General features: G+C 70.2%; 7 protein-coding genes. 3 read left to right on the top strand and 4 right to left on the bottom strand.

The window, feature by feature from the left end; genetic code table 11:
* Positions 1-15: 15 nt before the first annotated feature.
* Together glmS and coaA are read right to left on the bottom strand one after the other, a co-directional pair.
* Positions 16-1,866 carry a glutamine--fructose-6-phosphate transaminase (isomerizing) gene (gene glmS, locus ACLKM7_RS18240; protein WP_436448721.1) on the bottom strand — a complete coding sequence of 617 codons (1,851 nt, stop codon included), beginning with the start codon at positions 1,864-1,866 and terminating at the stop codon, positions 16-18.
* A gap of 80 nt (positions 1,867-1,946) precedes the next feature.
* Positions 1,947-2,900: a type I pantothenate kinase gene (gene coaA, locus ACLKM7_RS18235; RefSeq protein ID WP_436448720.1), complete on the bottom strand. Its 954-nt coding sequence runs from the start codon at positions 2,898-2,900 to the stop codon at positions 1,947-1,949.
* A gap of 351 nt (positions 2,901-3,251) precedes the next feature.
* Between coaA and ACLKM7_RS18230 the strand changes: the two genes are divergently transcribed.
* On the top strand, positions 3,252-4,196 hold the full coding sequence (locus ACLKM7_RS18230; protein ID WP_436448719.1) for a Ppx/GppA phosphatase family protein: 945 nt from the start codon (positions 3,252-3,254) through the stop codon (positions 4,194-4,196).
* Here the strand turns inward: ACLKM7_RS18230 and ACLKM7_RS18225 are convergent.
* A complete protein-coding gene (locus tag ACLKM7_RS18225; protein ID WP_436448718.1) occupies positions 4,193-4,954 on the bottom strand; it encodes a hypothetical protein in 762 nt (253 codons plus the stop codon). The two genes, ACLKM7_RS18230 and ACLKM7_RS18225, sit on opposite strands and share 4 nt — an antisense overlap.
* Before the next feature lie 245 nt (positions 4,955-5,199).
* Here ACLKM7_RS18225 and ACLKM7_RS18220 point away from each other — a divergent pair, with 245 nt between their 5' ends.
* Positions 5,200-7,815: a DUF4062 domain-containing protein gene (locus tag ACLKM7_RS18220; RefSeq protein WP_436448717.1), complete on the top strand. Its 2,616-nt coding sequence runs from the start codon at positions 5,200-5,202 to the stop codon at positions 7,813-7,815.
* A gap of 28 nt (positions 7,816-7,843) precedes the next feature.
* The gene (locus ACLKM7_RS18215; protein ID WP_436448716.1) at positions 7,844-8,659 is read left to right on the top strand and encodes a hypothetical protein; all 816 of its coding nucleotides are present in this window, start codon (positions 7,844-7,846) and stop codon (positions 8,657-8,659) included.
* A gap of 109 nt (positions 8,660-8,768) precedes the next feature.
* Here ACLKM7_RS18215 and ACLKM7_RS18210 read toward each other — a convergent pair whose 3' ends face one another.
* A complete protein-coding gene (locus ACLKM7_RS18210; protein WP_436448715.1) occupies positions 8,769-12,242 on the bottom strand; it encodes a hypothetical protein in 3,474 nt (1,157 codons plus the stop codon).
* Between the last annotated feature and the right edge of the window lie 86 nt (positions 12,243-12,328).

Here is a 12,328-nt window from a genome sequence, read left to right as displayed (position 1 = left end):
CCGCGGCGCGGTGCCCTACTCGACGGTGACGGACTTGGCGAGGTTGCGAGGCTGGTCCACGTCGAGGCCCTTGGCCGTTGCGAGGCCCATCGCGAAGATGTGCAGCGGCACCACGGCGAGGAGCGGCTCGAAGAGGGGCGCGGCCAGCGGGATGCGCAACACCTCGTCGGCCTTGGGCAGCACGGCGACGTCGCCCTCTTCGGCGATCGCGATGACGCGGGCGCCGCGGGCGCGGATCTCTTCGATCGACGAGATGACCTTCTTGTGCATCTCGGCCGATTGACGCGGCGACGGCACGATGACGAACACGGGCTGGCCGGGCTCGATCAGCGCGATCGGGCCGTGCTTGAGCTCGCCGGCGGCGAAGCCCTCGGCGTGGATGTACGCCAGCTCCTTGAGCTTGAGCGCGCCCTCGAGCGCGATCGGGTAGCCGACGTGGCGGCCGAGGAACAGCACCGAGCGGGTGTCGGCCATCCAGTGGGCGAACTGCTCGATGCGCGGCTGCTCACGCTCGAGGATCTGCGAGATCTTGGCCGGAATCGCCTCGAGCTCGCGGACGTGGGTTGCCGCATCCGCTGCGGTCACCACGCCTCGCACGCGCCCGATGTGCAGGCCCGTGAGGTACAGCGCCGTGATCTGCGCGACGAAGGCCTTGGTCGAGGCGACCGCGACCTCGGGACCGGCGTGCGTGTAGACGATCGCGTCGGACTCGCGCGGGATCGTCGCGCCCTGGGTGTTGCAGATCGACAGCGTCTTGGCGCCGTGCTCGCGCGCGTACTTGACGGCCATGAGCGTGTCCATGGTCTCGCCGGACTGGCTGATCGACACCACGAGGGTGTCGGGGCCGATCACCGGGTCGCGATAGCGGAACTCGTGGGCGAGCTCGACGTCGACGGGAATGCGGGTCCACTGCTCGATCGCGTACTTGCCGACCTGGCCGGCGTAGGCGGCGGTGCCGCACGCGATCACGATGATGCGCGAGATACCGGCGAACAGCTCGTCCATGCCGTCCAGCTCGGGGATGACGACCTCGCCGTCGCGGACGCGGCCGAGGATCGTGTTGCGGACGGCCTCGGGCTCTTCCGAGACCTCCTTGGCCATGAACGACGACCAGCCGCCCTTCTCGGCGGCCGAGGCATCCCAGGTCACTTCGAACGGCTCGACCTCGACGGAGTTGCCGTCGAAGTCGGTCACCTCGACGCCGGACGGCGTGATCGCGACGATCTGGTCCTGACCGATCGCGAGGGCGTTGCGGGTGTGCTCGACGAACGCGGCGACGTCGGACCCGAGGAAGTTCTCGCCCTCGCCGAGCCCGATCACGAGCGGCGAGTTGCGGCGAGCGCCGACGACGAGGCCTGGCTGGTCTTCGTGCATCGCGAGCAGCGTGAACGCCCCTTCGAGGCGCGAGACGACGCTGCGGAACGCCGTGACCAGGTCGCCGGTGCGGCGGTACTCGCGGCCGAGAAGCACGGCGGCGACCTCGGTGTCGGTCTCGCTGCGGAAGGTGAACCCTTCGCCGACGAGCTCGGACTTGAGCTCGGAGAAGTTCTCGATGATGCCGTTGTGGATGACGGCGAGCTTGTCGTCGTCGGCCAGATGCGGGTGCGCGTTGCCGTCGGTGGGGCCGCCGTGCGTGGCCCAGCGGGTGTGGCCGATGCCGGTCGTGCCGTCGGCGAGCGGGCTGGTGTCGAGATCGTCGCGCAGCACCTTGAGCTTGCCCGCGCGCTTGCGCATGCCCAGGCCGCCGTCGCCGTCGATCACGGCGATGCCGGCCGAGTCATAGCCGCGGTATTCGAGTCGTGAGAGACCCGAGATCAGGATGGCCTGGCTCTGCCGGGGGCCGACGTATCCGACGATTCCACACATGCGCTCAATGGTAAGCCGGGGGTTTTGCGAGGTACCTGAACGAATATTCCGGATGCCAGTGCCACAGCATCCGGAACCCGTCAAAGCTTGCGCAGCAGCACCGACTCCACCGTGTGGTCGGCGGCCTTCTGCAGCACGAGGTTGGCGCGGTGCCGCGTGGGCTGCACGTTCTCTTCGAGGTTCGGCAGGTTGATGGTGTTCCAGAAGTGCAGCGCCCGATCGACGGCCTCGTCGTCGCTGAGCTGGGCGAAGACGTTGAAGAACGAGTTCGGGTTGCTGAAGGCCGCGCGCCGCAAGGCGAGGAAGCGGTCGACGTACCACTGGGTGATGTGCTCGGGCGCGGCGTCGACGTAGATCGAGAAGTCGAACAGGTCGCTCACGGCGACGTCGTTCGGAGTCGGCGGCGGCTGCAGGACGTTCAGCCCCTCGACGATCACGATGTCGGGCCGGCGTACCGTCACGACGGCGTCGGGCACGATGTCGTACCGCATGTGCGAGTAGAACGGCGCGCGCACTTCGGGCGCCCCGCTCTTGACCTCCGTCAGGAACGACACGAGCGCGCGGCGGTCGTAGGACTCGGGGAAGCCCTTGCGCTCCATGAGACCGCGGCGCTCGAGCTCGGCGTTGGGGTACAGGAAGCCGTCCGTGGTGACGAGCTCGACGCGGGGCGTGCCCGGCCAGCGGCTCGTGAGCTCGCGCAGCAGGCGCGCGATCGTCGACTTGCCGACGGCGACCGACCCGGCGACGCCGACGATGAACGGCGTGGTCGAATCCGGCTCGCCGAGGAAGTCGGCCGTCTCGGCTCCGAGGCGCTTCGTCGCCTGGGCGTACAGCGAGAGCAGCCGCGAGAGCGGCACATACACCTGAGTCACCTCGGCGATGTCGAGCCGGTCGCCGAGCCCCCGGATCTGCACGATCTCGGTCTCGGTGAGCGGCTGGGCCATGCCCGACGCCATGCGCGCCCAGTCCGCGCGGTCGATCTCGCGGTACAGCGAGTGTGCGGGGGCGAGGGTCGCAGCGTCATCCGGTGACATCGCGCCCATCGTATCCGGTGACGAAGCGCAGACGGTCCCCACGGTCCCTCCGCTCGCCGCGAGCACGTCGAGCGGAGCCTCCGGCCGCGTGGGCCCAGCCGCGCCCCCGCCCCCCTCCGCGCGCCCGGTACGCCCGGTACGCCCCGAGTCCAGTCCCGGCTACGGCGCAGGCAGCGGATCCGGAAACCGGAGATTGCTCTCGTTCCGGATGCGCGGGCGGCTGTCGCTCCGGAAACACGACCGAGATCCGGTTTCCGGATCGGGCAGACGTGCGCGTGACCTCCACCGACGGGGCGCGCGAGGCAGGGGGCGCGCGGCAGAGGGCGCGCGGCAGGCCGCTACGCTGAGCCCGTGCGCCTGGGAGTTCTCGACATCGGGTCGAACACCGTTCATCTGCTCGTCGCCGACGTGAGGCCGGGAGGCCGACCGCTGGCCACCACGAGCAAGCGCACCGTGCTGCGCCTGATGCGCTACCTCGACGCCGACGGTGCGATCACCGAGGACGGCGTCACCGCCCTCGTGTCGGCGGTCTCGGATGCCCGCGCTCTCGCGACGGCCGAGAACGTCGACGAACTCCTCGCGACCGCGACGAGCGCCGTGCGCGAGGCTGCGAACGGCGCCGACGTGATCGCCCGCATCGAGGCCGCGCTCGGCCAGCCCTTGCAGGTGCTGGGCGGTGAGACCGAGGCGCGCTACACCTTCCTCGCCGTGCGCCGCTGGTTCGGCTGGTCGGCCGGTCAGATCCTGCTGTTCGACATCGGCGGCGGCTCGCTCGAGCTGGCAGCCGGTGCCGACGAGCTGCCGGATGCCGCGGCATCCGTCCCCCTCGGAGCCGGGCGCATGACGATCCAGTTCCTTCCCGACGACCCGCCGGGAGAGGATGCCGTGGACCGACTGCGCGCGCACGCCCGGGCGACACTCGCGCCGGTCGCCGAGGCGTTCGGGTCGCTGCCCCGGCCGGACCACGTGGTCGGCTCGTCCAAGGCGATCCGGTCGCTGGCGAAGCTCGCCGGATACCCGGTGCCGGGCTGGTCGGGGATCGAGCGCATGGTGCTCCCCCGGCGCGAGCTGAAGGCGTGGATCCCGCGCATCGCGCGGATCCCCGCTTCGACCCGGCAGGAGCTTCCCGGGATCACGGCCGACCGCACGTTCCAGATCGTCGCCGGTGCCGTGGTGCTGCACGAGGCGATGAAGGCGATGGAGGTCGAAGAGCTCGAGGTGTCGCCGTGGGCGCTGCGCGAGGGCGTGCTGCTGCGCTACATCGAGTCGCTCAGCTGGAGCGCGCCTGCCGCTTAGACTGCGACCTTCTCGGTGAAGGCCGTGTACACGCCGTAGACGGCGAGCGCCGCGAGGTGCCACTCGCGAGTACCCTCCGGTCCGAGGGCGATGTCGAAGGAGCCGCCGATCCGCGCGGGGTTGATGCGCTGGTGGTCGCCCATGCCGTCGATCACGGCGACGATCGCGACGGCGAGATCCCGCTCGCTGAGCCCGTCGCGCATGCGCAGGCCGAAGACCCCGTTCAGCTCGCGATAGACCTCGGCCATGCGCTCGACGTACCGATCGACGATCTCGGCGAGCTGCACGCGGATGTTCTCGCCTCCCGGCACGGCATCGCCGCTGGCGAGGGCGGCCGACATCGTCCGGTACACGCGCCAGGCCGCTGTCGTCTCGACGGCGCCCATGTTGTGGGCGACCGTGACTCGGATCGCCTCGCGAAGCGCGATCTCACGCCCTTCCACGGTGCGCATCGCGTCGGCGTTCGCAGTGAGGACCTCGTCGAGGAGCGACTGGGTCGGCGGGTCGAATCCCGTTCCGAAGTTCGGATCCGCCTCGAAGAGGGCGCGCACCAGGTCGGCGACGAACGCCGCGCGATCGGGCCAGATGCGAAAGACGGTGGAGCGGGGAACACCGGCGACGCGGATCAGGTCTTCCAGTTCGATGTTCTCGTAACCCAGCAGCAGCCCTTCGGCGTGGACGCGCTCGACCGCGACCTTGAGCATGAGTGCTCGGGTCTCGCCCGCCGGCCGGCGCGAACGGCTCGCTGCTTGCTGCACCTACCGATTATCCCTCGACCGGCACGCGCATTTGTCGTGGTGCCGGGCCCCCAGAGCCCGACACCACTTATGGCGCCGGGACTCCCGAAGTCCCGGCTATCGGCATGCGCGCATTCCCGAACGCGCACGTCGGCTCCCACAATATGTACTGGGAGTCTCAAGTCTCAAATTTTCGTTGCGCCCGGTTTCGTCGGAAAGAACGGGACCCCTGGACGCTGCCACGGCACGTGGTCCAGACTCTGTTTATGGAGGCGCCCGCGGCGATCCGCACTCCCGACCAGCGCATCCGGGTCTTCGTCAGCTCGACATTGAAAGAGCTGGAGCCCGAGCGGCGCGCGGCGCGCGACGTGATCGAGCGCATGCACCTGGCACCCGTGATGTTCGAGCTGGGCGCCCGTCCGCATCCCCCGCGGGAGCTGTACCGGTCCTACCTCGCGCAGAGCGACATCTTCATCGGGCTCTATTGGGAACGCTACGGGTGGGTGGCTCCCGGTGAAGACATCTCAGGTCTCGAAGACGAGTACCGTCTGTCGACGCGGTTGCCGAGCCTCATCTACATCAAAGAGCCGGCCCCCGAGCGCGAGGAGCGGCTCGGCGGTCTGCTCGACCGCATCCGCTCCGACGACCGCACCTCGTACAAGTCCTTCGCCACGTCCGACGAACTCGCCGAACTGATCGCGCGCGATCTCGCCACGCTCCTGGCCGAACGTTTCGACGCGGCGCGTGTCGCATCGGTCGCCGAGTCGGCTGACGCCTTGTCTCTGCCTGGCATCCCCTCGCCGTACACGTCGCTCGTCGGCCGCGAGGCAGACGTCGAAGCAGTGCGGGCGCTGCTCGCGGACGGCCGCAACCGCATCGTCTCCATCGTGGGTCCCGGAGGCGTCGGCAAGTCACGCCTTGCCATCGAGGTGGCGCAGGATGCCGCCCGTCGCGGTCGCCACGTCGCGTTCGCCCTGCTCGAGACGGTCACCGCGCCCGATCGCGTCATCACGGCCCTCGCGCGCGCGCTCGGCGTGCACGACACCGGTGACGAGCCGCTCGAGGAGAAGGTGATCGCCGCGGTGGACGAACGGGATGTGCTGCTCGTCGTGGACAACATGGAGCACCTTCTCGACGCGGCGGATCTCCTCGTGCGCCTCATCACGCGCACTCCGCGGCTGCAGCTGCTGGTCACCAGCCGCTCGCCGTTGCGCGTGCGGGCCGAGCGGGTGTTCGATCTGGCACCCCTCGAGACGCCCGCGGATGCCGAGGTCGCGGCATCCGCGGTCTCCGATCTCTCGAGCGGTTCGGCGCCTGCGGGCATGTCGGCCATCGCGCTCTTCGTGCAGCGCGCCGAGGCCGCGCATCCTGCGTTCCGGCTGACTACCGAGAATCTCGCGGATGTGATCGCGATCTGCCAGGCCCTGGACGGCATGCCGCTCGCGATCGAGCTGGCTGCGGCGCGCGTGCGGACGATGACCCCGCGCGACATCCTGGCACGCCTGGACTCCGCCCTCGCGCTGCTGGTGGGCGGTGCCCGCGACCTGCCCGAGCGCCAGCGCGCACAGAGCCGCACGATCCAGTGGAGCGTCGATCTGCTCGACGATGATGCGCGCACAGCGCTCGGGGCGATGTCCGTCTTCGCGGGCAGCTTCACGCTCGCGGCCGCCGAGACGGTGCTCGGGGCCGTCGGCATCCGCGATCCGCTCGCGGCCATCGAGTCCCTCATCGACGCCAGCCTGCTCAGTCACAGCAATCGGGACGGGTCGCAGCTGTTCCGACTGCTGTCGCTCGTGCGCGCGTACGCGCGGACCCTCGACGCCCCCGAGAGCCGGCATGCGGCCACCGAAGCCTGGATCGCGCACTACCGCGAGCTCGCCCGCACCGCCGCCGTGCAGTTGCGCGGGGGCGACCAGCTCGAGTGGCTGGCTCGCCTGGAACGGGAGTCCGAGAACCTCGCCGCGGTGATGCGCACGCTGCTGGACCGGGGTGACCACGAGGGCGCCGCCGAGTACGCGTGGTCTCAGTACCTCTTCCTCTGGATCGGCGGCTATCTCGGGCTGGTGCGGGACTGGATGAGCGAGGTGCTGGATGCCGCGGCCCGCGCCGGCCCGGACGCGACACCACTCTCGGCACGAAGTCGCGCGATCGCGCTGTACTACGCCAACGCCGTGCGGTTGTGGGAGGACCTCGAGTTCGACACGGCGCCCGGAGTGCGCGAGAGCCGCGACCTCTTCCGACGTGCGGGCGACATCGCCGGCGCGTCGCTGGCGGGAGTCTCGGTGGCGCTTGCGCTGCTGGCGCGGCCGTCGGGACCGGAGGTCGGCGCGTCGACCGACGAGCTCACCGACAGCCTCAACGGGTTCCGCGACGTCGGCGATGCGTGGGGTCAGGCGATGGCGCTCGTCATGCTCGGGCGCATCGACATGCTCACCGGCGACATGGCCAGTGCGCTCGACCGCTTCGAAGAGAGCCTCACGCTCGCACGCGCACAGGGCGAGGGGCTCGGCGTCGGGATCGCGCTGAACCACCGGGGATGGGCGAAGGCGATGGGCGGAGACGTCGCGGGCGGCCGCGAGGATTTCGCCACGGGGCTCGACAGCTCGCTGGCGCTGGGGCATGACGAGGGCATCGCGTACGGCATCGAGGCGTTCGTGGGGCTCAAGGCGATACAGGGCGACGCGTTCGAGGCCGGACGGCTGCTCGGCGCCGCGCGGGCCCTGCGCCGCCGGAAGGGCATCCTGAATCCCGGCGCGTTCGAGTTCTACATGATCCCCCTCGGTGCTCTGCGCGCGGGGGGCCACGGCGACGACCTCGATCGCGGCATCGCCGAGGGCTCCGCACTCTCCGTCACGGAGGCGCTCCACAGTGTCCGGGCCTGACGACGGGATCCTCCCCCAAACGCGTGGAGTGGCGATCGCGATCACTCCGTTCCTGGTGATCGCGGCGTTCCTGCTGTTCTTCTTCCCGACGCGCACCGGGGAGCTGTTCGCGTGGCCGATCGACCCGCCGATGTCGGCGTTCCTGCTCGCGTCGGCGTACTTAGGCGGCATCTGGTTCTTCGTCGGTGTGGCCAGGGCGAAGGAATGGCACCGCGTGCGGCACGGATTCCCCGCCGTCGTCGTGTTCGCCGGGGCCTTGCTCGTCGCGACCCTTCTGCACCTCGATCGGTTCTCGCAGAACGTCTCGTTCGCCGCGTGGATCACGCTGTACGCCACGACGCCGTTCGTCGTCGCGGCGCTGGCGTTCGCGCAGCGTCACCGGGATCCGGGTTCGCCCGCCGACGTCGACGTCGAGATGCCGCTGTTCGCCCGCTGGGGTCTCGCGCTGATCGGCGGCGCGGCGTTCCTGGTCGGCGCGGCGATGTTCGTGTTCCCGGATGCCGCGGCCGGCGTGTGGGCGTGGCGGCTCACGCCGCTGACCGCCCAGGTGACGGGGTCGGTGCTGAGCCTCACCGGCGTCGTCAACGTCGCGCTCCTCGTCGACGCGCGCTGGAGCGCATTCCGCCTCCTGTTCGGCGCGCAGCTGGTCAGCCTGGCTGCGATCGTCGTCTCGGTGCTGGTCAGGTGGGGCGACCTGCTGTGGGACCGCCCGTTCACCCCGATGTTCCTGGCGCTGGTCGGCGCCGCCGCGCTCTCCTACGGCGCCGTCACGCTGTGGTGCGAGTCCCGCCTGCGCGCGGCCGCTCGCGACGGACGGGTCGCGCGGAAGCGACCCGCCCGCTGATCCGGAAACCGGAGATTCGTCTGGTTTCCGGATGCCACGGACCCGAGGCACCCGGAAACGCAGGGAAAGTCCGAATTCCGGATCCGGCAACCGGCCGGGCGGCAGGGGCTCAGCCGACGGTGCCGAAGACGCGCAACTCGGCGACGTTCAGGATCTGGCCGTTCACGAGCCGGATGTAGCGGTACACGCCCTGGTCCGCGACCGTCCAGCGCTGCCACTCGAGGACCTTGGCGGGAGCGGCCGGGGTCAGCCGAGTCCACGTCTGGAGGTCGTTCGAGCCTTCCAGCCGCATGTCGGCGATCCGCGACGTGCCGTATCCGTCCTGGCGCACCAGGAGTTCGGCACCCGTCAGCGACACCGTGGCACCTTCGCCGAAGTCCCACACATTGCCGTAGACGCCCGCGTTCAGGCGGGTGTCGGAGTGGCTCGCGGAGTCGCCGTCGAACATCTTCGCCGTGTACTGCGTCCAGGCGCTGTCGACGACGCCGTCCGGGCGCAGCACCCGGGCGGCACGGAACGCGTCGTCGATCAGGCCCACGTCGCTCGAGAGGAACAGCTTCGAGCCGTCGGTCGTCGCCGCGACCGGATCGGCCGTCCGCCCCTCGGGCGTGGTGAATGTGAGCACGAACCCGACCCCGCCACCCGCCGGCGCACTCGCCGGGATGACCGCGGTCGCGACCCACTCGCCCGGCGCGGGCGTGGTGAGCTGCGCGGGCTCACCGAGCACGGTCACCGCGACCGCGGTGTTCTCGGCGGGCCCCGTCATGTGCAGCTCGACCCGGTCACCGGCGACCACGCGTCCGGAGACCGCGTCCGGCGACGACATCACGACGGAGTCCATCGCGCCCACCGCTTCGGTGCGGACCCCGTCGATACGGACGTCGGCGAGGCACCAGATGCCCGGGAACGCCGGATCGGAGGGCACGCCGGGCTCATCGACCTGCAGCTTCAGGAAGCGGAACCGCTGGTCGCGCGTCTCCTCCCGCGTGGCGACCCACTCGATCGAGGCATCCTGACCCGCGTTCGGGTGCTCGGTGAGCAGCGTCCACGTCACCAGGTCGTCTGAGCCGTACACGTTCGTGCCCGCCGAGCGGTTGGAGAACGTGTCGCGCGCCTGGAACCCGAACGCGTCCGCGCTGACGCGGAAGCCCGGGCCGAAGTCGAACACGATGCTGCTCACGCGCTGGTCGCCCCAGTGCGTCTGGTTGTCGCCGTCGGCGATCGCGCGCAGCTGGGCCGTGCTGAGGGCGGGGGCGCTCACGATTCCGGTGAAGTCGAGCGATCCGTCGGGCAGGAGCGGCGTGAGCGGCTCGAGGTCGGCGATCGCCGCGCCCAGCTGCGCGAGCAGGTCGGCGAACTCCGCGGCGTCCGCAGTGGTGCGGGCCTTCTTGATCTCGGCACGCAGCCCGTCCACGCGCTCCCAGCTTGCCGTCGTGTACATCTCGCGTTCGCCCTCGATGCGATCCTGCAGCGTGCCGATCGCGGCGGCGCGCGTCGCCGCGACCGTCAGCGAGACCGGCAGCCCGGTGACCGCTGTGCCATCCGACGCGACCACGAGCATCTCGTGCGGGCCCGGGGTCGACGGGGTCCACGCCACCGAGGCACCCGACAGCGCGGCGCCGGCCGGCGCGTCCTGCAACGACAGCTGCACCTCGCCCGCGGCATCCGTCGTCGTGAATTCCCGCGTCCACGGCTCACCCTTCACGAGCACCGCGTCGACCGCAGGTGCGTCGGCGAATGTCGGCGGGGTCAGCACGCCGTTCGCCTGCGCCAGCACGGATGCGACGTCGACGTGCGCGTCCGATCCGGTCGCACGCAGGAACAGGATGTTGTCTCCTACTGCGCCTGGAGTCTTGTCGAGATGCAGGTCGAGCCAGACGTACCGCCACTTCCCGCCCGTGTCGGGCACCACGATCTCGGCGAACGGCGCCTCGATCGTCGTGCGAGCGACCTCGAGGCGCGCCGCGCCGTCGCTGCGCACCTTGACCCCGACCAGCGAGGTCTTGGTGCGGTCCGCCCACACCGCCCGGCGCACGCCGAGCCACGCGTCGTCGGCGGCGGCGTCGAGGCGGATGAACTCGGCGCTGTCATCGGAATCGCGCGCCGCACCATCGCCGAGCGGCGTGCCGAAGGTGCCGACCGACAGCTCGGCGCTCTCGGCGAGCGGTGCCACCGTGCCTTCGACCCCGGCGAGCTCCTCCGGGAAGGCGACCCAGTACTCGGCGCCGGTGAAGTCCGATCCGCGGTCGTTCCAGAAGTTCTGGATGCCGGTGCCGTAGTAGTACAGCGGCCCGTCGCGGTCCTCGTACAGCTGGGCGACGTGCGGCGCCTCGGCCTCCACATCGACACCGGCGACGTAGCGGTACTGCAGGTACAGCTCGCTGAGCGGATCCTGCAGCCGGCCGCGGTAGGCCTGCGAGATCGCGCCGCCCTCGTTCGCGGCGACGTACGGGATCTCCTCGCCCATCATGAAGGCGTAGAACGTGTCGGCGCCGTCGAGGATGCGGTTGTCGAGGAAGTGATACGGCGAGACGGCGTCTGCGGCATCGGACACGGTGCCGTGCACGGGGTCGATCCTCGTTCCCTGGTTGTCGACGATGCGGGCGAGCGCGATCAGGATGTCGACGTCTCCCTGACCGTGCGCCTGGTCGCGCAACATCTCCATGTGCTGCACGAACGAGGTGCCGGTCGTGTTGCGCGGGTCGTCGGCGGGGATCTCGCGGAAGATCGAGGCGAGCGCGCCGTTGACGTCGCCGCCGTAGAGCTCGTGCTCGCTCTCGTACCCGGCGTTGACCGTGAACCACTCGACGCGCTCGGCGTACAGCTCGGCGTCGTCGAGGAAGATCGCGGCGGCCACCATGCCGATCACCCCGTAGAGGTGCTGGTTCCACAGCCGGTTCTGCGAGAACAGGAAGGTGTCCATCACCGGGCGCACGAGGTTGTCTTCGATGCGCTGCTGGTCTGAGTCGGTCCAACGCAGGTCGTAGCCGTCGAGCTCGGCATTCGCCGGCTCGGTGCCGCGCAGGATCTCGGCGGCGATGAGCATGTGGTACAGCGGCACGCCGGTGTGGATGTGCGCGTCGCCGAAGTACGCGTACTTCGCGGGATCCAGGCTGCTCCAGGTCCGCAGCACGTGCAGCGCGTTCGCCCGGTGGCGCTCGTCGCCGGTCACGGCGTACTCCAGGGCCTGCGCCATGGCACCCAGGCTGTCGCGCAGCGCCATCGAGCGCATTCCGGCGTTCGCATACGCGTCGTTGGTCGGCGTGTCAGTGCCGGGTCGCGCGAGCTCGGCGCGGAATCCGGGCGCCGCGTAGCGCGTCTGCGTCATCGCGTCGTAGTAGCTCGCCCACGGGTCGACTCCCGCGAGCACCTGCGTACGCATGTTCTCGAGGTGGTCGGCGGTGAAGCCGATTCCCGGATGCTGGAACCCCGCCCCGCTGACCGTGCGGACGATCTCGGGCGGGGCGGGAACCTCTTCCGCGGCTGCGGCGGGGCTGAGGCCCACCACGCCGGCGAGGGAGAGCGCCCCCGCGGTGAGGGCCGCGATGAGCGGGCGGATCCTGCGTCGTCGTGCGATCTTCATCGATCCTCTTCTGGGTCTGCGCCGTCGGCTTCGACGGCGGGTGAACAATCGGCGGGCGAGTTGGATAGCGTTTGCCACTTAACGAT

Source organism: Microbacterium sp. I2 (genome assembly GCF_051364985.1).
Classification (GTDB): domain Bacteria; phylum Actinomycetota; class Actinomycetes; order Actinomycetales; family Microbacteriaceae; genus Microbacterium.
The sequence above is the reverse complement of the archived record's forward strand: the minus strand, read 5'-3'. Positions and strand labels throughout refer to the sequence as shown.

Bases quoted from the DNA above. Each gene is read 5' to 3' on its own strand.
- glmS (WP_436448721.1), bottom strand. From the start codon at position 1,866: ATGTGTGGAATCGTCGGATACGTCGGCCCCCGGCAGAGCCAGGCCATC.
- coaA (WP_436448720.1), bottom strand. From the start codon at position 2,900: ATGTCACCGGATGACGCTGCGACCCTCGCCCCCGCACACTCGCTGTAC.
- ACLKM7_RS18220 (WP_436448717.1), top strand. From the start codon at position 5,200: ATGGAGGCGCCCGCGGCGATCCGCACTCCCGACCAGCGCATCCGGGTC.
- ACLKM7_RS18210 (WP_436448715.1), bottom strand. From the start codon at position 12,242: ATGAAGATCGCACGACGACGCAGGATCCGCCCGCTCATCGCGGCCCTC.